The organism is Neobacillus thermocopriae, from assembly GCF_010975035.1.
Taxonomy (GTDB): Bacteria; Bacillota; Bacilli; order Bacillales; family Cytobacillaceae; genus Neobacillus; species Neobacillus thermocopriae.
In genome coordinates, this window is record NZ_JAAIUV010000002.1 from 43221 (window position 1) to 68560 (window position 25340).

General features: G+C 36.5%; 23 protein-coding genes. All 23 read left to right on the top strand.

What is annotated here, in order from left to right; genetic code table 11:
* Positions 1 to 213 carry a biotin/lipoyl-containing protein gene (locus G4Z05_RS01615; RefSeq protein WP_163250170.1) on the top strand — a complete coding sequence of 71 codons (213 nt, stop codon included), beginning with the start codon at positions 1 to 3 and terminating at the stop codon, positions 211 to 213.
* Between the two features lie 16 nt (positions 214 to 229).
* The gene (locus G4Z05_RS01620; protein ID WP_163250171.1) at positions 230 to 1771 is read left to right on the top strand and encodes an acyl-CoA carboxylase subunit beta; all 1542 of its coding nucleotides are present in this window, start codon (positions 230 to 232) and stop codon (positions 1769 to 1771) included.
* A gap of 108 nt (positions 1772 to 1879) precedes the next feature.
* Entirely contained in the window at positions 1880 to 2785 is a 906-nt protein-coding gene (locus tag G4Z05_RS01625; RefSeq protein ID WP_163250172.1) for a 2-dehydropantoate 2-reductase, read from the top strand.
* Positions 2782 to 3174 carry a DUF3397 domain-containing protein gene (locus tag G4Z05_RS01630; protein ID WP_163250173.1) on the top strand — a complete coding sequence of 131 codons (393 nt, stop codon included), beginning with the start codon at positions 2782 to 2784 and terminating at the stop codon, positions 3172 to 3174. The genes G4Z05_RS01625 and G4Z05_RS01630 overlap by 4 nt, the downstream gene beginning before the upstream one ends.
* An 80-nt stretch (positions 3175 to 3254) precedes the next feature.
* A complete protein-coding gene (bshC, locus tag G4Z05_RS01635) occupies positions 3255 to 4889 on the top strand; it encodes a bacillithiol biosynthesis cysteine-adding enzyme BshC (protein WP_163250174.1) in 1635 nt (544 codons plus the stop codon).
* Between the two features lie 527 nt (positions 4890 to 5416).
* Positions 5417 to 5848: a division/cell wall cluster transcriptional repressor MraZ gene (gene mraZ, locus G4Z05_RS01640; protein ID WP_163183379.1), complete on the top strand. Its 432-nt coding sequence runs from the start codon at positions 5417 to 5419 to the stop codon at positions 5846 to 5848.
* Positions 5849 to 5919: 71 nt separating this feature from the next.
* Positions 5920 to 6852: a 16S rRNA (cytosine(1402)-N(4))-methyltransferase RsmH gene (gene rsmH, locus G4Z05_RS01645; RefSeq protein WP_163250175.1), complete on the top strand. Its 933-nt coding sequence runs from the start codon at positions 5920 to 5922 to the stop codon at positions 6850 to 6852.
* Positions 6853 to 6875: 23 nt separating this feature from the next.
* Entirely contained in the window at positions 6876 to 7238 is a 363-nt protein-coding gene (gene ftsL, locus G4Z05_RS01650) for a cell division protein FtsL (RefSeq protein WP_163250176.1), read from the top strand.
* Positions 7235 to 9469, top strand: coding sequence for a penicillin-binding protein (locus G4Z05_RS01655; protein ID WP_163250177.1), 2235 nt, complete (start codon positions 7235 to 7237; stop codon positions 9467 to 9469). Before ftsL ends, G4Z05_RS01655 begins: the two co-directional genes overlap by 4 nt.
* Positions 9470 to 9592: 123 nt before the next feature.
* The gene (locus G4Z05_RS01660) at positions 9593 to 11512 is read left to right on the top strand and encodes a stage V sporulation protein D (protein ID WP_163250178.1); all 1920 of its coding nucleotides are present in this window, start codon (positions 9593 to 9595) and stop codon (positions 11510 to 11512) included.
* Between the two features lie 183 nt (positions 11513 to 11695).
* Complete coding sequence (locus G4Z05_RS01665) at positions 11696 to 13159, top strand: UDP-N-acetylmuramoyl-L-alanyl-D-glutamate--2,6-diaminopimelate ligase (RefSeq protein ID WP_163250179.1); 1464 nt, start codon at positions 11696 to 11698, stop codon at positions 13157 to 13159.
* A 2-nt stretch (positions 13160 to 13161) separates the two neighbouring features.
* Positions 13162 to 13611, top strand: a complete 450-nt coding sequence (locus G4Z05_RS01670; protein ID WP_163250180.1) for a hypothetical protein — start codon at positions 13162 to 13164, stop codon at positions 13609 to 13611.
* Between the two features lies 1 nt (position 13612).
* On the top strand, positions 13613 to 14587 hold the full coding sequence (gene mraY / locus G4Z05_RS01675; protein WP_163250181.1) for a phospho-N-acetylmuramoyl-pentapeptide-transferase: 975 nt from the start codon (positions 13613 to 13615) through the stop codon (positions 14585 to 14587).
* Positions 14588 to 15940: a UDP-N-acetylmuramoyl-L-alanine--D-glutamate ligase gene (gene murD, locus G4Z05_RS01680; RefSeq protein WP_163250182.1), complete on the top strand. Its 1353-nt coding sequence runs from the start codon at positions 14588 to 14590 to the stop codon at positions 15938 to 15940.
* Positions 15941 to 16043: 103 nt separating this feature from the next.
* The gene (gene spoVE, locus G4Z05_RS01685; RefSeq protein WP_038540880.1) at positions 16044 to 17144 is read left to right on the top strand and encodes a stage V sporulation protein E; all 1101 of its coding nucleotides are present in this window, start codon (positions 16044 to 16046) and stop codon (positions 17142 to 17144) included.
* Positions 17145 to 17535: 391 nt separating this feature from the next.
* Complete coding sequence (gene murG, locus G4Z05_RS01690) at positions 17536 to 18639, top strand: undecaprenyldiphospho-muramoylpentapeptide beta-N-acetylglucosaminyltransferase (protein ID WP_163250183.1); 1104 nt, start codon at positions 17536 to 17538, stop codon at positions 18637 to 18639.
* Between the two features lie 58 nt (positions 18640 to 18697).
* On the top strand, positions 18698 to 19606 hold the full coding sequence (gene murB, locus G4Z05_RS01695) for a UDP-N-acetylmuramate dehydrogenase (protein ID WP_038540886.1): 909 nt from the start codon (positions 18698 to 18700) through the stop codon (positions 19604 to 19606).
* A 263-nt stretch (positions 19607 to 19869) separates the two neighbouring features.
* Complete coding sequence (locus G4Z05_RS01700) at positions 19870 to 20661, top strand: cell division protein FtsQ/DivIB (RefSeq protein WP_163250184.1); 792 nt, start codon at positions 19870 to 19872, stop codon at positions 20659 to 20661.
* Complete coding sequence (locus tag G4Z05_RS01705; protein ID WP_205597396.1) at positions 20636 to 21346, top strand: DUF881 domain-containing protein; 711 nt, start codon at positions 20636 to 20638, stop codon at positions 21344 to 21346. The genes G4Z05_RS01700 and G4Z05_RS01705 overlap by 26 nt, the downstream gene beginning before the upstream one ends.
* 51 nt (positions 21347 to 21397) lie before the next feature.
* A complete protein-coding gene (locus tag G4Z05_RS01710; RefSeq protein ID WP_163250185.1) occupies positions 21398 to 22129 on the top strand; it encodes a DUF881 domain-containing protein in 732 nt (243 codons plus the stop codon).
* Positions 22129 to 22491, top strand: coding sequence for a small basic family protein (locus G4Z05_RS01715; RefSeq protein WP_038540898.1), 363 nt, complete (start codon positions 22129 to 22131; stop codon positions 22489 to 22491). Before G4Z05_RS01710 ends, G4Z05_RS01715 begins: the two co-directional genes overlap by 1 nt.
* A 124-nt stretch (positions 22492 to 22615) precedes the next feature.
* The gene (gene ftsA, locus G4Z05_RS01720) at positions 22616 to 23911 is read left to right on the top strand and encodes a cell division protein FtsA (RefSeq protein ID WP_163250186.1); all 1296 of its coding nucleotides are present in this window, start codon (positions 22616 to 22618) and stop codon (positions 23909 to 23911) included.
* A 45-nt stretch (positions 23912 to 23956) separates the two neighbouring features.
* Complete coding sequence (gene ftsZ / locus G4Z05_RS01725; protein ID WP_038540903.1) at positions 23957 to 25105, top strand: cell division protein FtsZ; 1149 nt, start codon at positions 23957 to 23959, stop codon at positions 25103 to 25105.
* Positions 25106 to 25340 lie beyond the last annotated feature (235 nt).

The window sequence follows — 25340 nt, forward strand, 5'->3', positions numbered from 1 at the left end:
ATGAAAGAAATTACAGCAAGTATGGCAGGAACAGTATTAAATATTTTCGCAAAAGAAGGCGATCAAATAAATCTGGGACAGGAAGTACTAATGCTTGAATCGATGAAAATGGAAATTCCAATTGAAAGCGGTATCGAAGGGGTAGTAAAAGAAGTAAAAGTCAACATCGGTGATTTTGTTAACGAAGGCGATGTTTTAATGGTTTTAGGATAAGCAAGGAGGAGCTATTATGGTAGCGTCATATACATTAAATAATCAATTAGATGAATACAGAAGAAAAATTGAAGCTGGAGGGCACCCAAAATATCACGAAAAGGCAAAGGACCAAAAGAAACTATTTGTCCGTGAAAGACTGGCATTATTATTTGATGAAGGAAAATTCGAAGAGGACGGTAAATTTGCCAACTTTTCTGCTGGTGATCTTCCAGCAGATGGAGTTGTTACAGGTATTGGTAAGATCAACGGTCAAACAGTTTGTGTAATGGCGAATGATTCAACGGTCAAAGCTGGTTCATGGGGAGCGCGGACTGTAGAAAAAATAATTCGAATTCAAGAAACCGCAGAGAAGTTAAAGGTACCATTACTCTATCTTGTCGATTCTGCTGGTGCCAGAATAACAGATCAGTTGGAAATGTTTCCAAACCGACGTGGAGCCGGTCGAATTTTTTACAACCAAGTAAAGCTTTCAGGAATGATTCCTCAAGTTTGTATTTTATTTGGTCCTTCAGCAGCAGGTGGTGCGTATATTCCAGCTTTTTGTGATATTGTCATTATGGTTGATCAAAATGCTTCCATGTATTTAGGATCACCACGTATGGCAGAAAAGGTTATTGGTGAAAAAGTAACACTGGAAGAAATGGGCGGTGCCCGAATGCATTGTACTGTGAGTGGGTGTGGCGATGTTCTTGTGTATAGTGAGGAGGAAGCCATTGAATCAGCTAAGAAGTATCTCAGTTATTTCCCATCCAGCTTTAAAGAACAGCCAAAAAAAATTCAAGGTGTGCCAGCTAAAGAAGGGCGTGATCTGGAATCGATCATACCGGAAAATCAAAATGCACCATTCGATATGTACGAATGCATTGATCGTCTCGTTGACCAGAATAGCTTTTATGAAATTAAGAAACTTTTTGCTCCTGAAATCATTACAGGGTTAGCAAGAATTGACGGCAGAGCTGTAGGAATTATTGCTAATCAGCCAAAGATTAAGGGAGGAGTCCTTTTTGTTGATTCTGCCGATAAAGCAGCAAAGTTCATTCAATTATGCGATGCGTTTCATATCCCATTACTATTTCTTGCGGATGTTCCAGGTTTTATGATTGGAACGAAAGTGGAACGTGCAGGAATTATTCGTCACGGGGCTAAACTTATTGCGGCAATGAGCTCTGCAACTGTTCCGAAAATCTCTGTTATCGTGAGAAAAGCATATGGTGCAGGTCTTTATGCCATGGCAGGTCCTGCTTTTGAACCGGATTGTTGTATCGCTCTACCAACAGCTCAAATTGCCGTTATGGGTCCTGAAGCAGCCGTAAATGCTGTCTATTCAAATAAGATTAATGAGATAGAAGATCCGAAGGAAAAGATGGCATTTGTTCAGGCTAAGCATAAAGAATACAAGGAGCATATTGATATTTACAAGCTAGCTTCAGAGCTTATTGTAGATGAAATTGTTGCTCCATCAGAACTGAGAGATGTTTTGATTCAACGATTTAGTTTCTATGAAACAAAAGAACTGCACTTTAGTGTAAGAAAACATCCTGTTTACCCTGTGTAAAATGTTAATCCCTTGTCATTTGACTTGGGATTTTTTATATTTTCATATAAAAGTGTTAATAATCTGATAAAATACGGATAGAAATTCGTTTGTAAAGTAGGGTTTATAATGAAAATTGGAATAATTGGTGCTGGTTCAATAGGATTGTTATTTGCATCTTACCTCAGTAAAACTTTTGAGGTGAATCTATATACTAGAACTGTCGAACAAGCAGCAGATATTAATCAATACGGAATTTTAATTAAAAAAGGATCAGAACAATCAATAGCCATTGTAAATGCTTGTCCGGTTAGAGAATGGGCGGGTTTAGATGATTTTACAATTATTGCTGTAAAACAGTATCAATTACAATCCATTATTGAAACTATAAGATTCCAAAGTATGGTTTGTGAAAATTTCTTGTTCCTACAAAATGGGATGGGGCATTTAAAATGGTTAGAAAATATTCCAGCAAAAAATTTATTTGTAGGAACGGTCGAACATGGTGCCTTAAAAGAAGGTTCTAATGTCGTTTATCATAATGGTGTAGGAATTACCAATGCAGCTGTTTTAAAGGGTAAAATAGAGCCTCTCCGTCATTTTTCAGATCTTACCCCTAAAGAATTTCCAATCTTGGTTAAAAAGGATTATCGTGAAATGATGGTGAATAAATTAATTGTCAATGCAGTTATTAATCCGTTAACCGCCATTCTTGGAGTGAAAAACGGTGCATTGATACAAAATCAGTATTATTATAAAGTGTTAGTTAATCTATTTCTTGAAATATGTAATATATTAGGCTTAGAAAATCAGGAGATATATTTGGAACAAGTTCTTAAAATTTGCCAAAATACTGCTAATAATCGCTCATCTATGCTCAAAGATATAGAAGCTGGTCGATTAACAGAAATCGAGGCTATTTTAGGGTATTTATTAGATGAGGCAGCTAAACAGAAAAAGCATACTCCCCAAATTGAAATTATATATTATTTGATTAAAGGGAAAGAACAGGATGAAAGGGGAGATCATTTGTGAGTACAATCCTAAATTTTTTATTAACGATTTTATTTATTATGCCATTTGTCGGTTTTTTTCTGGTTTTCTTTATGAGTAAAATTTGGACTAAAAATCACAAAAAGTCCTTTCATATTGCCATTGATTATACAACTATATTATTTATCATTTCAGTTTATTTTTTAATGAATACGATATGGGGAAAATCATTTATCTGGTTAATATTATTGGTTATCATTATGATTGCTATTGTTTTTGTCATTGTCCACTGGAGGATTAAAGAAGAAATCATATTAACAAAGGTAACAAAAGGAATTTGGCGTTTTAACTTTCTACTTTTTACAATTGCTTATATTACATTAACGCTCTATGGTCTAATTCTTCGTGCGTTAACATTTACGTTTTCATAGGCAGATATTTTTTTATATAGGCTAAGGAGTGGTATACTCTTATAAGAATGAAATCGGGTATTCAGAAAGGAAGTACGTGGATGGAGATTCTCAATCTCTCTTTGCCGGCTGTAAATCGGTTTGCTTCTCATTATTTGGAACAATCTGAAGTGGTCCGGCCTTTTTTTCACTATCTTTATAATGATTTAAATGAGGATAATAATCGATTGAAAGAGCTAAAAAATCGGAAGTTTCCTCGTAAAGATCTTGCAGATTACATTGAAAACTTTATGTCAGATCTTCCAATCTCAACAGCCGTTAAACGGTCAATAAATAAATTAAAGCAAGAGGATAGTGTTGTGGTGATTGGAGGACAGCAGGCTGGAATTTTGACGGGACCGCTTTATTCCATACATAAAATCATATCAATCATTAAGTTGGCTGAACAAAAGGAGAAGCTACTTGGGGTACCCGTCGTTCCTGTTTTTTGGATTGCTGGAGAGGATCATGACTTTCAAGAAGTAAATCATGTTTTTGTCCAAAGTGAAGTAAATGCTGTTAAATGGACCTATCCAGAAAAAGTTCTTCAAAAAAAAATGGTTTCTAAAATCCAATTAAACAAAGATGTTTGTTTGGAGTGGGTGAAAAAATTAATTGAGAATTTTGGAGAAACGGAACATACTAATAAATTAATTGCATTTGCGGAAGAGCAAATTAACCGTTCCAATACTTTTGTTGATTTTTTTGCAAAAATTATAATGGAACTCTTTAAAGATTTTGGTTTGTTAGTTGTGGATTCTGGTGATAGCCATTTCCGAAAATTGCAAACCGAATTTTTGAAAAAACAAATTAATCAGCACGAAGCTATAACGTTTTCTCTATTGGAGCAGCAAAAACAAATAATAGATAAAGGGTTTCCGGTTACAATTGAATCCAATGAAAATGCTGCAAATTTATTTTATTATGATACGATACGAAATGAACGTATCTTATTAGAGTACAATCGAGATACTCATCAATTTGTGGGGAAAAGTGGAAGAGTTTCTTTTTCAAAAGAGGAATTGTTGGAGATTGCCGTAAACAACCCGGAGATATTAAGTAATAATGTGGTAACTCGACCCTTAATGCAAGAATGGTTGTTTCCTACCTTAGCCTTTATTGCTGGTCCGGGAGAAATTTCTTATTGGGCAGAATTAAAGCTTGTTTTTGAACATTTTGGAATCAAAATGCCTCCCATTGTCCCACGTTTAAATATCACAATTTTGGAACGTGGTATTGAGTCGGATATCAGGGAGCTTAATTTAAATCTTTCTGACGTTCTTCAAAGTGGAACTGAAAAAGAAATAGAACAGTTTTTAGATACTATTAAAGACAAGGAAATAGATGATTTATTTACAGTTACGATCAATCAGGTGATTAAACAATACCGTTTACTTGAGACAAAAACGTTTGAATTGGATCGGGGACTCATTCCACTTTTAAAGAAAAATGAATCAAATGTATTGAAAGAATTACATTTTCTACAAATGAAAATGAACGAATCTGTTAAACGTAAACATGATGATCAATTAAAAAAATATGCCCGTGTTAATCTCGCACTTCGTCCGGATGGATATCCACAGGAACGAATATGGAATATATTTTATTACCTAAATCAATATGGAATGGATTTTGTAAAGGATTTAATGCTCCTTTCCTTTAATTTTGACGGAAGTCACAAAGTAGTAAAAATATAAATTTTTAATAGTTAAGCAATGCCCTTCGGAAGTTTGAGTAAAAATTAAACTTTCGGAGGGCATTTTTTAATTCCTATTTTCGTAATAGAAAGTTGTCTAGCGTAATTATGAGCGGTGATGAGACTTATGACCAGTCTAAATCAAATTTCTTTTGTCTCATCATGTTTCCTGTAATTAGGGTGAAAAGCGACATAATGTAATGCTTCACAACGATACATGTCACAATCAAAAGAATTAGCTTTTGGGAATAGGTTATACTCCGCTGACCAGGAAGCTTTCTATTATCGTGAGCGGATAAGGGATTTAAGTCGACTTACATAGGTTTTGATAGTAATTTGTTTTAACTATTATTCTAATTATCATTTGGACAACTGTTTAATAGTTCTGTTCATACTTTTTTAATAGGGGGAGAAATTTTTTAAGAAAAAAGGAGGATTTTTTGCTGTTATGACCGAATAGTTTATTAAAATGGTGGTGGAAAGTGGGGGAATGTGGTACAGTTTTTATAGAAAGTGGGGGTAGAGGGTATGTTCATGGGGGAATACCATCATAACATTGATTCAAAAGGCCGTTTGATTGTGCCCTCTAAATTTCGTGATGAACTTGGTGAGATGTTCATTCTTACTAGGGGATTGGATCAATGTTTATTTGGTTACCCGTTGTCAGAGTGGAAGCTGATTGAAGAAAAGCTTAAAGGTTTACCTCTGACAAAGAAAGATGCCCGTGCCTTTACAAGATTCTTCTTTTCTGGAGCAACAGAAAGTGAGCTGGATAAGCAAGGAAGAATTAATATCCCGACACCACTTTTGCAATATGCGAAATTAGAAAAAGAGTGTGTGATTTTAGGTGTTTCCAATCGAATTGAAATTTGGAGCAAACAGATTTGGGAAGATTATTTTGCAGAATCAGAAGAATCTTTTGCGGAAATTGCAGAAAATATGATTGGCTTTGATATATAATGGATAAGTTATATTAATATATTTTCTGTATGGTGAATAAATTTCGATTGATTGGAAAAGGTGGTACTTACATGTTTAAACATACAACTGTGTTATTAGAAGAAGCTGTAGAAGGTCTTAATATTAAGCCAAATGGTATTTATGTAGATTGTACCCTTGGTGGAGCAGGACATAGCTCTAGAATATTATCAAAGCTTGGGGACAAGGGAAAATTATTTGCATTTGACCAGGATGAGACAGCAATAGCGCATGCAAGAGAAAAGCTATCAGAATATGGTGAGCAATTAGTCATTATTAAAAGTAATTTTTTGTTTTTGAAGGAAGAGCTAGAAAAACGCGGCATTGAAAAGGTAGATGGTGTTTTATATGATCTTGGAGTTTCATCTCCACAACTAGATACGCCTGAAAGAGGTTTCAGCTATCATCATGATGCCCCATTAGATATGAGAATGGATAAAGATGCGCAAATTTCTGCATATGACGTTATTAACCATTGGAAATATGAAGAACTAGTTCGTATCTTTTTTCAATATGGGGAAGAAAAATTTTCCAAACAGATTGCTCGGAAAATTGAATCGGCAAGAACTGTTAAGCCTATTCAAACAACTGGAGAATTAGTTGATTTAATTAAAGAAGCGATCCCTGCGCCTGCAAGAAGAAAGGGAGGACATCCAGCGAAGAGAATTTTTCAAGCTGTTAGAATTGCAGTAAATGATGAATTAGCTGTTTTTGAAAAATCATTAAATCAAGCCATTGATATGTTGAACCCCGGCGGCAGAATAAGTGTTATTACCTTTCATTCATTAGAGGATAGGATTTGTAAATCAACTTTCAAAAAATCAGCTGAAACACCAAACTTGCCTCCTGGGCTACCAATTCTACCAGATGAGTACAAGCCCACTTTAAAAATAATAACTCGTAAACCGATTCTTCCATCGGAAGAAGAAGTGGAACATAACAATCGTGCAAGGTCGGCAAAACTGCGAATTGCCGAAAAAATATAAAATAAAAGGCCGGAGGGGAGAAGATGAGTAATCTTGCCAGGAACTACACACAGCAACAGCTTCATGCTGAAAAAAAAGGTCAAGCGAGGAAACAAATAAAAATAAAAAAATCCTGGCTTACTCCAGGGGAGAAAATAATTGGAATTGCATTTGCTGGATTAGTTTGTTTTGGGTCTGTACATCTCATTTCAAATCAAACAAAAATTTATGAAATGAATAAACAAATTCAAAAAATTGAAGCAACTGTAAAGGAACAACAAAAGGTTAATGGAGACTTAAAAGTTCAAGTAAGTGAATTAAGTACGTACGAACGGATTTATCAAAAGGCTAAAGAACTTGGTCTCGTTATCCATGAAAATAACGTCAAGGTAGTGCAGGAACAATGAACAAAAAACAACCAAATATGAATGTAGGAGCAGCGATATTGTTTGTAATATTCGGCCTGCTCTTTTTTGTCTTAGTAGTCCGGTATTTTTCGATTCAAATAACTGGTGAAGTAGCAGGACAGCAACTTGCAGCAAAAGCCCAGCAAAAATATAGCCGGGTAGGGGTTCTTCCTTCTACTAGAGGAATTATTTTTGATCGAAATGGGGAGGTAGTTGCAGAGGATACTACATCCTATACATTGGTCGCAATATTGGACAAGAAAATGACTACAGACCCAAAGAAACCGAAACATGTGGTAAATCCTGAAAAAACAGCACAGGAACTTGCCAAAATAATAAAAATGGATGAATCGGCAATTTATGAAATATTGACTAAAGGGATAAAAAAAGGAAGATTTCAAGTTGAGTTCGGAAAAGCAGGAAAAGATATCTCCCATGAAACCAAGAATAAAATTGAGGCTTTAAAACTTCCTGGCATTACTTTTATTCGAGATTCAAAGCGGTTTTATCCAAATGGAATTTTTGCATCACACGTGGTTGGCTATGTAGATCGAAATCAGGAAACGAATAAAGAAGTTGGAAAAATGGGGATTGAAAAATCCCTGAATAAAGAATTAACTGGTGAAAATGGAAAAATTACTTACGAGAGTGATCTATGGGGATATATTCTTCCAAATGGAAAAGAAAAAGTAATACCTGCAAAAAATGGTCATGATGTATATTTAACAATAGACAAAAAGATTCAAACGTTCCTTGAAGATGCAATGGAAAAAGTGGCAAAGGATTATAAACCAAAAAAAATTATTGGGGTTGTAGCTGACGCAAAAACAGGGGAAATATTAGCAATGGGTCAAAGGCCTTCTTTTCATCCGAAAACTAGAGAGGGAATTGCGAAAGGTTGGCATAATGAAGCAATTGAAACCTCATTTGAACCTGGTTCGACAATGAAAATTTTTACGCTTGCTGCAGCTGTCGAGGAAAAAGTGTTTAATCCTGATGAATACTACGAATCTGGTTCTTATCGGGTAACGGAAAAAGATAAGGCTATCCATGACCATAATGGTTCAGGCTGGGGAAGCATTACCTATCTTGAGGGGGTTCAACGATCCTCTAATGTTGCGTTTGCTAAAATCGCTAATGAAAAATTAGGATTTGACAAATTACGAGAATATTTAACGAAATTTGGGTTTGATAAACCTACAGGTATTGACTTACCTAATGAGGCTACGGGGAAAATCCAGTATCATTATCCAATTGAAAAAATCACAACAGCTTATGGCCAAGGGACTGCCATTACGCCTATCCAACAGATTCAAGCAGCAACTGCTATTGCCAATAATGGAAAGATGATGAAGCCACAAATCGTGAAAAGAATCGTTAATCATGATACGGGAGAAACGATTAAAGAAATGGAACCAGAAGTAGTTTCAACTCCCATTTCTGCTGATACTGCCAAGAAAGTTCGTGATTATCTTGAAACAGTGGTGACCTCACCAAAAGGAACAGGTACTCGTTACCAAATTGAAGGCTATAGTGTAGCTGGAAAAACAGGCACAGCCAATATCCCTGGTCCGGATGGGAAGTATTTGAGAGGGGCCAACAACTATATTTTTTCTTTTTTGGGTATGGCTCCAAAAGAGAATCCAAGATTAATAGTTTATGTAGCCGTTCAGCAACCTCAATTGGAGGGAGCTGACACTGGAATTGGTGCTATTCCTGTTTCGGCAGTATTTAAACCGGTGATGCAAAATAGTCTACATTATTTAAATATAAAACCGTCAACGGTTGATAAAGCCGATGTTTATGAATTACCAAATATAGTTGGAAAACAGGTAGAGAAAACAGTAAAGAACTTAAAAGATAAGGATATCGAAGTAGTTGTTCTTGGGGAGGGAGAGAAAGTAATTGGTCAACAGCCAGAGCCTGGAACAGCCATTCTTGAAGGTGAAAAGGTAGTAATCCAAACAAATGGTGAATTGACTGCACCTGACATGACTGGCTGGTCACTAAGAGACGTTATGAAGGTTGCGAATTTAACAGGCATGAAACTCCATTCAAAGGGAAAAGGGTACGTGGTTCAGCAAAATGTGAAACCACAAAGCCAAATTCGTAAGGGTGATTATCTGATCGTTGAATTAAAAACTCCTGAAGAACAATGGCAAGAAGAATTAAATTCTAATGACGAACAAGAAAGTGAAGAGGAAAATAAAAAAGAAAAAGTACAAGATTAACCTAACTGAGGCTGACTTTATGCGGCCTCTTTTTCACGACCAAAAACCGGACGGCCTTCCGTTCTATTCAGTATTGTACATGCATATAAATGAACGATACTGTAAAGGAGGCTCAATGTTATTATGCGCGTTTCAAATGTAACAGTCCGAAAAAGATTATTAATCGCACTTTTCGTTGGAATGGCTATTTTCTTCATTATTGATGTTCGGCTCGGGTATGTACAGTTTTATCTAGGAGATATGTTGACCGCGCGTGCAAAGGATTCGTGGAGCCGAAATATTCCCTTTGAACCCGAACGGGGAGAAATTGTTGATCGAAATGGAGTTCCGCTGGCAACAAATATTAGTGCCCCCACTGTTTATGTGATACCTAGGCAAATAAAAGATCCTGCTGCAACAGCAGAAAAGCTTGCTAGTGTTCTCAATTATTCTAAGGAAAAAGCTTATCGAGATATTACAAAGAAAGAAAATATAGTGCGAATAAAAGAAGGAAGAAAAATTTCCCATGAAAAAGCAAAGGAAATCAGGTCACTCGGACTTGATGGTGTATACATTGGTGAAGATTCTAAGAGACATTACCCTTATGGCAGTTATTTGTCTCACGTGCTTGGTTTTGTCGGAGTGGACAACCAAGGACTAATGGGATTAGAAAAATATTATGATAAAGAGTTAAATGGTGAACGAGGTTCAGTCAAATTTTATGCCAATGCCAAAGGGGAAAGAATGAATGATATGGCGGACGATTATGAGAAGCCGGTGAAGGGTTTAGATTTAAAGCTTACAATTGATTCGAAAATCCAGACCATTGTTGAAAGAGAATTAGATATCGCTGAAGCACAATATAACCCTGACGGTATCATTGCCATTGCAATGAACCCTAATAATGGCGAAATATTAGCGATGTCAAGCCGGCCATCATTTGATCCTGCTAATTTCAGAAATGTTCCTCAAGAGGTATATAATCGGAATTTGCCTGTATGGATGACTTATGAACCTGGTTCTACGTTTAAAATTATTACTTTGGCGGCTGCATTAGAGGAAGGGAAGGTTAATCTTGAAAAGGAGCATTTTCATGATCATGGTTCTGTGGAAGTAGCCGGAGCAAGATTGAAATGTTGGAAAAGGGGAGGACACGGTAGCCAGACATTTTTAGAAGTAGTTCAAAACTCTTGTAACCCGGGTTTCGTAGAACTTGGTCAAAGATTAGGAAAGGAAAAGCTTTTTAAATATATAAAGGATTTCGGATTTGGGGAAAAAACAGGTATTGATTTACAAGGAGAAGGTACCGGGATATTATTTAATTTAAATCGTGTAGGTCCTGTGGAATTGGCCACTACGGCATTCGGACAAGGTGTTTCGGTTACACCGATTCAACAAGTTGCTGCAGTTTCAGCAGCTATTAATGGTGGTATTTTATACAAGCCTTTTATCGCAAAAGAATTAATTGATCCAGTTACGAAAGAGGTTGTAATGAGAAATACCCCGGTTGAAAAAAGAAGGGTCATTTCCGAGGAAACATCTAAAAAAATTCGACATGCACTTGAAAGCGTAGTTGCCCAAGGTACAGGAACTAAAGCTTTCGTTGATTCATACCGTGTCGGAGGAAAAACTGGAACAGCTCAAAAAGCTAAAGGTGGAAAATATTTAGAAAATAACTTCATCGTTTCATTTATTGGTTTTGCCCCAGCTGATGATCCGCAAATTGTCGTTTATGTTGCGGTTGACAATCCAAAGGGAGTTAGGGCATTTGGGGGTACCATTAGTGCACCGATTGTTGGTAACATCATGAAGGATGGTTTGAGTGCATTAGGAGTTGAGCCAAGAAAGGAACAAATTGAGAAAGAAATAAAATGGCCAGACACTCCGCCAATTGTCCTTCCTAATTTTGTAGGGATGACAAAACAAGAACTTCAAGAACAGTTAATTAACCTTCAAATTGATGCAAGTGGTGATGGTGATGTCGTTGTAAGTCAATCACCTGAACCAGGTACAAAAGTTAAGGAGGGCTCAAAAATACGACTTTATTTTGATAAGGGAGAATAAAGTAGGGGAAGCTTATCATTTCCTATTGCTACAAGTTATTATTCTCCTCACTTTTACCTATTATTTAATAACAAAATAGAAAAAATAATAAATTTCATGTAAAATAAGGTGAAACTGTCATTGGTAGCCCAAGGTAATGCTTATGAGAGTAGATGCAAGGTTATGAGAGGAATTGAGATTAACATGAGGTTGAAAAAACTACTAGAGAATTTACATCTACTAACACCATATCAAGGTGAAGATCTTGAAATTACATCAATTGAAAATGATAATCGGAAAGTACAAAAAGGAAGCTTATTTATCTGTATTAAAGGATATACGGTGGACGGACATGATTTTGCAGCTTTAGCTGTGAAAAATGGAGCAGCGGCTGTTTTGGCAGAACGGCCGCTTCCTCTTGAAGTGCCGGTTATTATCGTAAAAGATACGAAAAGAGCGATGGCGGTCCTGGCTGATGCATTTTATGGACAACCGACAAAGAAATTAAAATTAATAGGGATTACGGGTACAAATGGGAAAACCACAACCAGTCACATGATCGAAAAAATTTTTGCAGATCGCGGTTGTAAAACAGGATTAATTGGAACGATGTATACAAAGATTGGAGATAAGACATTTGAATCGAAAAATACAACACCTGAAAGTCTTACACTGCAGAAAACCTTTCATCAGATGGTAGGAGAAGGTGTGGAGACTGCGGTAATGGAGGTATCTTCCCATGCATTAGATTTAGGGAGAGTACATGGTTGTGATTTTGATGTTGCCGTGTTCACCAATCTCACACAAGATCATTTAGATTATCATAAAACGATGGAAGAATATAAACGAGCGAAGAGTTTATTATTTGCACAACTAGGCAACACTTTCCATCACCAAAATCCAAAATTTGCTGTATTAAATGCGGATGATCCGGCATCAGAAATGTTTCGAAGTGCTACTGCTGCACATGTTGTAACATATGGGATTGATACAGAGGCTGATATTCAAGCACAAAATATCCAAATGACATCAACCGGAACAAAATTTGAAATTGTAATTGGGGAGAACCGATACCCAATACATATTCAATTAATTGGAAAATTTAGTGTTTATAATGTGCTGGCAAGCTTCACAGCTGCACTTGTTTTCGGAATACCAATCAGACAAATTATTCATTCGCTTGAAAGTCTTAAAGGAGTGGCAGGAAGGTTTGAACTTGTTCAAGCAGGGCAGGATTTTACAGTTATCGTTGACTATGCCCATACTCCAGACAGCCTTGAAAATGTATTGAAAACGATCCGGCAATTTGCCCAGAAAAAGATTTTTGTAGTCGTTGGTTGTGGTGGAGACAGAGATCGAACCAAGCGTCCGCTTATGGCAGAAATAGCCTGTCGATATGCAACACATCCAATTTTCACATCAGATAATCCTAGAAGTGAGGATCCAATTGCCATATTAAAAGATATGGAAGCGGGGGTAGCTGGATATTCTTCTTACAAGATTATTCCTGACCGAAAGGAAGCTATTGTGTATGCTGTGAACCAGGCATCTTCCGGTGATGTAATATTAATAGCCGGTAAAGGGCATGAGACTTATCAACAGATCGGAAATGAAGTCTATGAATTTGATGACCGGATTGTTGCACGCGAAGCCATTAAGGAGAGATAAGAATGCTGTTGGCATACAATGATTTGGCTAATATCGTTTCAAAGAAACAAGGGGTACAGGGTGATTTTTTCTTTCAAACAGTAACAGACATGGCAAATGTGAACCAGCCAAAAGGATTATTTATTCCAATTAATGAGGACTCAGGAGAATTGGCTGAAGCTATTACACATGGGGCAATTGCTACCATATGGGACTCGGAAAAAAAGTTGCCTTCCTATACCCCGAACCATTTTCCAGTATTCTTTACAAATAACCTAACAGATACAATAGCTAGACTTTTGCAATGTTATATCGAAAAATTAAATGGAGAAACAAATAAGCAGATGGAAATAACAAACTTTAACTTTTTAAATAAAAAACTTCTTAATAAAAATAATGAAACATATGATATTGCTGTAATGTTAAATAAGATAAAAGAATTACAACAAAACAATACTAAGAGGAGGGGATAAAATGTTGGAGCAGGTTATCTTTTTCACAATCATTATGGCATTTCTAATATCTGTATTGCTTTCTCCCATTTTTATTCCCTTCTTAAGAAGGTTGAAATTTGGACAAAGCATTCGTGAAGAGGGACCGAAATCCCATCAAAAAAAATCGGGAACACCGACAATGGGCGGAATTATGATTTTATTCTCTATTATTATTACAACTGTAGTAATGACAGGGAAATTTTCCGAGCCTACGGTTAAAACGTATTTGCTACTTCTAGTAACGGTTGGATTTGGACTACTAGGATTTTTAGATGATTTTATCAAAGTAGTCATGAAACGAAATCTTGGGTTAACTTCGAAACAAAAGCTTTTGGGACAGATTATCATATCGGTAATCTTTTATTTAGTTTATAAACAAAATGGATTTACTACAGAAATAAGCATTCCAATTACGGATACTACTATTGATTTAGGCTGGCTATTTGTCTTTTTCATTATCTTCTGGCTTGTCGGATTTTCTAATGCAGTAAATCTTACAGATGGACTGGACGGTTTGGTATCAGGCACCGCAGCCATTGCATTCGGTGCATTTGCCGTCTTAGCTTGGAACCAATCGCAAATGGAAATTGCGATTTTTTCCGTTGCAATTGTTGGTGCAGTTCTTGGATTCTTAGTGTTTAATGCTCACCCAGCTAAAGTTTTTATGGGAGATACCGGTTCATTGGCGTTGGGAGGTGCCATTGCAGCTATATCCATTCTAACTAAATTGGAAATTTTATTGCTGATCATTGGTGGAGTGTTTGTTATTGAAACATTATCAGTTATCCTTCAGGTTGCATCATTTAAAACGACAGGAAAAAGGATTTTTAAAATGAGTCCATTACATCACCATTATGAATTGAGTGGCTGGTCTGAATGGAGAGTGGTCGTTACCTTCTGGAGTGTAGGTTTATTATTTGCGATTCTTGGAATCTATATTGAGGTGTGGATGTAATTGAAACAGATTAATTCGTATGTTCATAAAAAGATTCTTGTGCTGGGGTTAGCGAAAAGCGGGGTTACGGCAGCCTCTTTATTACATAAGTTAGGAGCATTCGTTACCGTCAATGATAAAAAGCCATTTTCTGAGAATCCGGAAGCTCAGGGACTGCTTGAGCAAGGGATAAAAGTAATTTGTGGAGAGCATCCAGTCGAACTTCTTGATGAAGGTTTTGAACTCATTGTAAAAAATCCAGGTATTCCTTATAGCAATCCAATGATTCAAGGTGCTATTGAAAGGGGAATTCCTGTTATAACTGAGGTGGAGTTGGCTTACGAAATTTCAGAAGCTCCATTTATCGGCATTACAGGAACAAATGGCAAAACTACGACAACGACACTAGTTTTTGAAATGTTAAAGCGAGGAAATAAAAATCCATTAATAGCTGGAAATATCGGGACAGTTGCCTCTGGTGTAGCACAGGAAGCAACAAATGATAATTGGATTGTTATTGAATTATCCTCCTTTCAATTAATGGGGATTAACACATTTAATCCAAAGATTGCCATTATCACAAATATTTATGATGCCCATCTAGATTATCATGGTACTAAAAAAGAATATATAGAAGCCAAGGCAAACATCACTAAAAATCAAACGGATTGTGAATATTTGATTTATAATGCAGATCAGCATGAAACAAGAGAAATTGCCCGAAGATCCAAAGCTATTACGATCCCTTTTTCTACAACAAATGAATTAGAAAAAGGTGCCTACATAAAAAATGGATGGATTTACTTTAATGAAGAACAGATAATAGAGATTGAGAAAATAGCATTACCTGGCCGCCACAACCTAGAAAATATCCTTTCAGCCATGGCTGCAGCAAAACTTTCTGGTGTAGAAAATGAGGCGATACAGGAAGTACTTCAAACATTTAGTGGTGTAAGACACCGTTTACAATATGTAGCCGAAGTAAACGGAAGGAAATTTTATAATGACTCGAAAGCCACTAATACTTTAGCAACGATAAATGCACTTCAAGCTTTTAACAGACCTGTTATTTTACTAGCAGGTGGTTTAGATCGTGGAAATGATTTTGATGAGCTTATACCATATTTAAAGAATGTAAAGGCGTTAGTTACTTTTGGCCAAACCGCTAATAAATTAAAATCTGTAGGGGAACAAGCAGGAATAAAAATGATTAGGCATGTCGATAATGTTGACATGGCTGTACCTGTTGCATATAGTTTCTCTGAACCAGGAGATGTTATTTTGTTATCTCCTGCATGCGCAAGCTGGGATCAATACAAATCTTTTGAAGTCAGAGGAGACATTTTTATCGATGCGGTGCATAAGCTTAATTAGGGGCTTGTACATGAAAAGCGGAAGCACCCAAACAAGGGAGCAGAAGCCGGCGATTAAACTAATTTCACCTTAGCCCCAAAACTCGTAGTTGAGGTGTATAGTGGTGCCGACAAAGAGAACGACTCCTGATTTTATTCTAATGATTGTAACATTCACACTGCTGGCTGTAGGATTAATCATGGTGTATAGTGCAAGTGCAATATGGGCTGAATATAAATTTTCGGATTCATTTTTCTTCGCCAAAAGACAGACTCTGTTTGCAGGAGTCGGTATAGTAGCTATGTTTTTTATTATGAATATTAACTATTGGACCTGGCGTAGATGGTCAAAAGTCCTTTTAATTGTTTGTTTTGTGTTGTTAATTTTGGTATTAATACCTGGTATTGGAAATGTCAGAAACGGTTCTCGGAGCTGGATTGGAGTGGGAGCCTTTTCTATTCAGCCTTCTGAATTTATGAAACTTGCAATGATTGCTTTCTTGGCTAAGTTTCTCTCAGAACGACAAAAACTGATTACATCCTTTACAAAGGGACTTGTTCCATCTTTAGGTCTTGCCTTTTTGGCATTTGCAATGATTATGTTGCAGCCTGACCTCGGTACGGGTACGGTAATGATGGGAACTTGTGTTGTGATGATTTTCATTGCTGGTGCACGAGTAAGTCATTTTGTGTTTTTAGGATTATTGGGTGTAGCCGGGTTTATCGGGCTAATTGCTTCTGCTCCATATCGAATCAAACGTATCACATCGTTTTTGGATCCTTGGTCAGATCCGCTAGGAAGTGGATTTCAAATTATTCAATCATTATATGCCATTGGACCTGGTGGTTTATTTGGACTAGGACTCGGTGAAAGCAGACAAAAGTTTTTCTATTTACCTGAACCACAAACTGATTTTATTTTTGCAATTCTCTCTGAAGAGCTTGGATTTATTGGTGGCTCATTTATCATTCTATTGTTTGCATTGTTGCTATGGCGGGGAATTCGCATTGCCTTAGGGGCACCTGATTTATTTGGCAGTTTTCTAGCAGTAGGAATCATCGCCATGGTAGCGATCCAGGTAATGATTAATATCGGAGTAGTAACAGGGCTAATGCCTGTTACGGGAATTACCCTTCCATTCCTAAGTTATGGTGGATCCTCTTTAACATTAATGTTAATGGCGATTGGCGTTCTCCTCAACATTAGTCGTTATTCAAGATATTGATGTAAGCCCTGTTTTCTAACAGGGTCTTTTTGTAAGATAAGAAAGTATAAATGACTTTAAAAAGAGTCTATCGTAAGCGCCCTAACGGCGAGATGCCTTAAGATAAGTCAACATTGAATTGCCTTCTACTCTTCATATTATTCCATTTTCTGATATGAAGAGTTACTTAAGGAAGGTTGAGGCAGCAATTGTATTCACACCAAAAGTGATCGCTTTTGGGAGAAGGCCTTAAGCCGCTGAGTATGGTGCTTGCGATTTTTTGATAGAGGAGAAGTAAAACACTCGTCATCAACTATAATGATTACAAATACATAACATTCTTTTATCATTAGCTTACTTCATAACATTTTTGTAGTAGAATGTGTGTAGCAACTTTAATGAGGTGAAAAGAATGAGGATCGTTGTTAGCGGCGGAGGGACAGGCGGGCATATATATCCGGCACTTGCACTGATACGAGAAATATATAAAAAAAATAAAAATGCCTCTTTTTTATACATAGGAACAAAAAATGGTTTAGAAAGTAATATTGTCCCACGTGAAAATATTTCGTTTCAATCCATTCATATTACAGGATTTAAAAGAAAATTTACTTTAGATAATTTTAAAACGATCTTTCGCTTCATCAAAGGTGTAAGGGATAGCAAAAGAATTCTAAAAGACTTCAAACCTGATATTGTCATCGGAACTGGAGGTTATGTTTGCGGTCCTGTTGTTTATGCTGCTTCAAAACTAGGAATTCCCACCATTATTCATGAACAAAACAGTATACCAGGACTTACCAATAAATTTTTAAGCCGTTATGTGAATAAGATTGCGATTTGTTTTCCAGAGGCGAAAGAGTTTTTTCCGAAAGAAAAAGTAGTTTTTACAGGGAATCCAAGAGCCTCAGAGGTAGCAGAAAAAGATGGTATAAAAGGAAGGCTTTCGGTGGGACTGAGTACAGTTATGCCCGCCGTTTTAATCTTTGGTGGCAGCCGTGGTGCAAGACCAATCAATGAAGCAGTTGTTAAATCACTTTCCGAGTTGGCAGGGAAACCATACCAAGTCCTGTACGTTACAGGTGATATACATTATGAAGATGTCAAGAAAGAAGCAGAACTAATCGGCAGTCCTAAAAATGTAATTATAAAGCCATTTATTCATAATATGCCCGAGGTTCTTGCTGGGGTTGATTTAGTTGTTTCCAGAGCGGGAGCGACGACACTAGCGGAGATTACTTCCTTAGGGATACCAAGTATATTAATTCCTAGTCCTTATGTAACTAATAATCATCAAGAAAAAAATGCAAAATCACTTAGTGAACATGGAGCTGCTCATGTTTTATTAGAAAAAGATTTGACTAGTATAAGTTTAATCTCCAATATTGACCGAATTCTATTAAACAAAGAAACATTAAAAGACATGAAAGAAAAATCGTTAAAAATTGGTGTTCCTGACGCAGCTGAACGTTTTTATAAATTGGTTTGCGAACTAATTCGGGAAAATCAAAGGTAGCCCAAATAAATATTTTGCATAAACTAAATTATGTATGTTTGAAAGTTAGGTGGAGTATATGAAAGAATTATTGACAAATCTTCAAGAATTAAACATTGGAAAAATAAAAGAAAATGAATTGCTTGCCCATCATACCACAATCAAAATTGGTGGGCCGGCAGATATATTTATCGAGCCATCATCCATTGAAAATTTAATAAAACTAATGGATTTTATAAATAAACATAAGCTCAAATGGCGGGCAATCGGTAGAGGCTCCAATTTATTAGTATCCGATAAAGGGATTGAAGGAATTGTTATTAAGCTAGGAAAAGGACTTGATCATCTTGAGATAAACGGATCAGAAATTAGAGTAGGTGGCGGGCATTCGCTTGTGAGCTTATCTACATTAATAAGTAAAAAGGGTCTCTCTGGTCTTGAATTTGCTAGCGGAATACCAGGATCAGTGGGTGGCGCTGTTTATATGAATGCTGGAGCACATGGTTCTGACATCAGTAAAATTTTGAAAAAAGCTCATATTCTTTTTGAGGATGGGACAATGGAGTGGTTATCAAATGAAGAAATGGAATTTTCTTATCGAACATCCATCCTTCAAAACAAACGTCCGGGTATTGTTGTTGAAGCCATCTTCCAATTAACTGAGGGAGATAGAACAACAATTGTAAATCAAATGCAAAAAAATAAGGACTATCGTAAAGAAACGCAGCCTTGGAATTATCCATGTGCCGGAAGTATTTTTAGAAACCCATTGCCAAATTATGCAGGTAAATTAATTGAAAATGCTGGACTAAAGGGTTTTAGTATTGGAGGAGCAAAAATTTCAGAAATGCACGGGAATTTTATTGTTAACGCAGGTAATGCTACTGCAGAAGATGTATTAGCTTTAATCCAGCATGTGAAAGACACCATCTACAATTTGTACCAGATTAAAATGGAAACCGAGGTCGAAATAATCGGGAGAAAATAAAATAAACGGCTCACTGTGCATGGAACGAGAGAAAGTATAATTCTGTAATACTTTACCTTGAATTTCTATTAATAAATGTCTTACGAATGTCAAATATTGTGTTATAATTTTTTTAACTTAAACTTGGAAAGTCTCAAGAAGGAGAATGACGGCATGATTTTTCGTGCCGTTGTTTCTCTTTTCATGGTCGAGAGAATAATTATTTTGGACAAATTATAGATTGGTATATTTTGCACCACTTTACTTAGGTGGAGGAATTTGTAATGGATAAAGGGAAAATTGTAGCATTAGAGGACCGTATTCCTAAGTTAAAGGAGCAAAGAAGGAAGAAAGCAAATAAACGGCTTATCATCCTATTATCCTTATTTTTTACTATGATTGCTGCAGTAGCATATACTCAATCTCCGTTAAGCCATATTAAAACTATTTCAATAAAAGGGAATGTTGTCTATACGACTGATGAAATTATTAAAGCAAGTGGGCTTTCAATTGGGTCGAATATATGGGATGTGAGAAAAAAGAAAGTTTCATCCAAGCTTAAGAAATTATCTGAGATTAAAGATGCAAATGTAAAGATCAAATGGCCAAACACAGTGGCCATCGAAGTAAAAGAGCATCGAAGAATTGCTTATTTAAAGAGGGAAAATAAATATATTCCTGTGATGGAGAATGGAAAAATTTTATCGAATAAAAAAACGGAAATAATTCCTAATACTTCCCCGATTTTAATTCAATTTAAAGAGGGAAAGGTTCTCGATGAAATGATAAAAGGATTAGATACCCTCCCTACTGAAATCCTTAACTCCATCTCTGAAATTCATTATACTCCGAAAAAAACCGATAAATATCATATATCCCTATACATGAATGATGGTTTTGAGGTGAGTGCTACGTTAAGATCTTTTTCTGAAAAAATGATTCACTATCCTTCTATTGTCAGCCAATTAGATCCAAATAAAAAAGGCATTATTGATTTGGAAGTAGGCTCATTTTTTAAGGCTTTTGAAAAGGAAGTGGAGGATCAAGAAGTTGAAAATAATAAAGGTGAAGGGTAGCCACGTTATTTTATCACTTGTTTGCCTAGTTCTTGGGTTTATTATTTCTTTTTCCTTTCATATAACTCAGTTGAAAATGAATAATGAAAAACCAAACCTTTCTGATACTCAATATGAAAAAACTCTTTCTTTACGTAATCAGTTAATTGCTCAAGAAGAAATTAACTTAAAACTCCAAAAAGAATTAAAGAAAAAACAAGAAATGGTTCAAGAAAATGAAAGAGAACTTGCGAAACAAGCCCAAATCTATTCAAATATTGCTGAGGATACAGAAAAATTGCGGATGTTCTTAGGAAAGGTAAAGGTAAAAGGAAAAGGGATAAAAATCACACTTTCTGATGGTGCCTATGATCCGAATGAAGAAAATATTAATAATTATCTTGTTCACGAGCATCATGTATTTAAAGTCATCAATGAGTTGTACATATCTGGAGCAGCCGCAGTTGCGATAAATGGGCAGAGGTTAACAAGTCAATCCTACATTGTATGTAATGGACCAGTGATAACAGTTGATGGAGTTCAGCACCCTGCCCCATTTGTGATAACTGCTATTGGGGATCAAGAAGTACTGGAATCAGCTATTAATCTAACAGGTGGAGTGAAGGACCAGTTGGTTAACGATAATCTCATTTTCACAATGGAAAAGGAAAATGAGATTATACTACCCCCTGTTTTGGGAAGCTAATGACTAGTTTAATGTCCACATCTTGATGAATGGATAAGGTTAGGTGATAAAGTGGACAGGCTAAAATCAAGACTAAGTTTTACTTTGATTGCAGTGATCTTAGGTTTTATGCTTGCAATTCAATTCCAAACCGTAAAAAAGCCTGAAGAAAGAGACACAAGAGATATTTGGCAGTTGCGAGAAGCATTATTAAAAGAAAAAGAGATACAAGCCAACTTAATTGCGGAAATCCGTTCAAATGAAGAAAAATTAGCTGCCTATGAATCTAGTCGTGAGCAAAGTAAAGAAAAGACCTTAAGAGATACCCTTCAGGAATTGAAGATTGAAGTGGGGTTGACCGAAATTACAGGAGCAGGAATAACGCTAGTCATTGAACCAGTTTTGGAGGACCCTGGGATTGGAAGTGAAACAAAACATACGGTGCCGTCAGAATTGCTGAGACGTTTATTGAATGAATTAAACATGTATCAAGCAAAGTATGTATCCATTGATGGACAAAGAATCATTAATACAACAGTAATAAGGGAGATACAATCTGAAACGAAAATTGATGGGCACTCAATCAAAAGTCTCCCTATTGAAGTAAAAGTTGTTGTTAATGATATGGAAGGTGCAGAAAAGTTATATAATAATTTGCAAGTTTCAAAATCAAGGGATGAGTTCTTTATTGAGGGTTTTAGATTAAATGTTTTAACACCATCTCCTTCTATAACTGTGCCTGCCTATGAAAATCCAATAAGAATTCGGTTTATGGAGCCGGTGAAAGAAGGGGGAGGTTCATAGTGTGGCTACCAATATTAGGACTCATTGTTGGTATAATTATAGGACTATTGACAGAAATTCGAATTCCTGCCGAATATTCTAATTATTTGTCAATTGCTGTACTAGCAGCCCTTGATACATTATTCGGGGGAATTAGGGCTAATTTGCAAAATATTTATGATGAAAAAGTATTTGTTTCTGGATTCTTTTTTAATATAATTCTAGCTGCAAGTTTAGCTTTTCTCGGTGTACATATTGGTGTAGACTTGTACTTAGCGGCAGTTTTTGCATTTGGTGTAAGGTTGTTTCAAAATATTGCTGTAATACGGCGAATATTATTGACAAAATGGGCATCAAACAAAGAAAAATTAGAAAAAAGTTGAAAATTTTTAAAGGGAATCATTTAGTTATGACGAATAATTTTATAAGATATTAATAGGGATATTTTAATTGAACAAAAATCAATTGTTGTTCGACATATAGGAAAACTAAAGGAGGTGCCAAAGAATGAACAGCAATGAAATATTTGTTAGCCTTGACATCGGTACATCCAGTGTAAAAGTAATCATTGGTGAAATGGTCAATGACTCGGGAAAAGGCACATTAAATATAATTGGAGTAGGTAATGTAAAATCTGAAGGTTTACGTAAAGGGTCGATTGTCGATATGGACGACACCGTTCATTCTATTAAAAGGGCGATTGAACAGGCAGAGAGAATGGTAGGGATGGAGATACGTGAAGTAGTAGTTGGAATCCCTGGCCATAATATTATGCTACAGCCATGCCATGGAATTGTGGCCGTATCTGGTCACAATCGGGAGATAACAAATGAAGATGTGACCCGAGTGATTGAGGCCGCTTATGCGGGTTCGATTCCGCCAGAACGAGTAAATATGGGTGTGATCCAAAAACAATTTATTTTGGATGGTAAAGATGAAATCAATGATCCTCGTGGAATGATTGGTGTCCGTTTAGAAATGGATGGCACACTTGTAACAGGATCAAATACAGTGTTGGCTAATATTATTCGTTGTGTAGAACGCGCCGGATTAAATTTCTCCGATATTATTCTTCAGCCATTGGCAGCTGGAGATTATGCTCTCTCAAAGGATGAAAAGAATTTAGGAGTTGCATTAGTTGATATCGGTGGAGGATCTACAACTGTTGCAGTATTTGAAGAGGGATATTTAAAGGCAACGAGTGTGATCCCTGTTGGCGGCGATCTTATTACGAACGACTTATCGAAAGTCCTGCATACTTCTACTGAGGATGCTGAACATATTAAATTGAAATATGGACATGCTTTCTATGATCATGCTTCAGAGGATGAATATTTCAGTGTTCCGATTATTGGAAGCGACCAGCATCAACAATTCAATCAGTTATATGTATCAGAAATAATAGAAGCTAGAATGGAAGAAATATTTGAATTAATAGCGAAGGAATTAAAACGTTTAGGCGTGATTGACCTCCCAGGCGGCTTCGTTTTGACAGGTGGAACTGCCAACATGCAAGGTGTTTTGGAGCTTGCACAGGATTTATTTAAAAACCCCGTACGTATTGCCCGTCCGGATTATATTGGTGTAAGAGAACCTCAATATACAACAGCGGTTGGCTTGATTAAATATGCATATAAGAATGCTAGATTACCAGGTGGTATTCCAAAATCCCAATCAGCTGTTTCTGAGCCAATCGAAAAGAAAGTTCCAAAACAACAGCAGCAAAAAACAAAAGTAGAAAAGAATCCAGAAGAAAAAATGTCATCAAAGGTAAAAAAATTCCTTGGATACTTTTTCGAATAAGCGGCAGGGCCGAATAGGAATATCGACGAATTAGGAGGATTTTTCATGTTAGAATTTGATACAAATTTAGATTCTCTTGCAACCATTAAAGTAATCGGGGTTGGCGGAGGCGGCAATAACGCAGTAAACCGAATGATCGAGCATGGGGTTCAAGGTGTTGAATTTATCGCTGTAAATACAGATGCACAAGCATTAAACCTTTCAAAAGCTGAAGTCAAAATGCAAATTGGAGCTAAGCTTACTAGAGGGTTAGGAGCGGGTGCGAATCCAGAAGTAGGTAAAAAAGCAGCGGAAGAAAGCAAGGAACAAATAGAGGAAGCATTACGTGGGGCGGACATGGTATTTGTAACAGCCGGAATGGGCGGTGGTACAGGTACTGGAGCTGCACCAGTCATTGCACAAATTGCACGGGATTTGGGTGCCTTAACTGTTGGTGTGGTGACACGTCCATTTACATTTGAGGGAAAAAAACGTTCCACTCAAGCTTCCGGTGGAATCAGTGCAATGAAAGAAGCTGTTGATACACTCATCGTAATCCCTAATGATCGACTTCTTGAAATTGTAGACAAGAGTACTCCTATGCTTGAGGCGTTCCGTGAAGCGGATAATGTGCTGCGTCAAGGTGTTCAGGGTATTTCAGACTTAATTGCTACCCCAGGTTTAATTAACTTAGACTTTGCTGACGTAAAAACGATTATGTCAAATAAAGGATCAGCATTAATGGGAATTGGTGTTGCATCTGGTGAAAATCGTGCTGCTGAAGCGGCAAAGAAAGCTATTAATTCACCACTATTAGAAACTTCTATTGATGGTGCTCAAGGGGTTCTAATGAATATTACTGGCGGCTCCAACTTGAGTTTATATGAGGTACAAGAAGCTGCCGATATTGTGGCAACTGCAACCGATCAGGAAGTAAATATGATTTTTGGTTCTGTTATCAATGAAAATCTAAAAGATGAGATTATCGTAACAGTTATTGCTACGGGCTTTAATGAGGATGTCATTCAGCCGAAAACAACTCGCCCGACATTTGGACAAATTAAATCTCCAATTGGAAATGTCAAGAGAGAAGTGAAGCGGGAAGAGACTCCTCAAGTACAACAAGAACCGGTTCGAAACAATACTAGCACCACTTTCCAAGAGGATACATTAGATATCCCTACGTTCCTACGCAACCGAAATAGAAGACGATAAAATAATATAAAAGCGAATTACATAAAACATGGTCAAAATAGACCATGTTTTTTTATTTATAAGAATAGAAAGGATATTTACCTTTAAAGAAGGGGAAAGATCAAGCGCCCCGATAAGGAGTCAATTTCACACCTTTTCCATTAATGCATCGTTCCTATTTCTCAGTTAGAGCGCATTACAAAAGAGTTACGGTAGATTAAATACGTTGGACCAAAAGTTGGAAGGATGTGATACG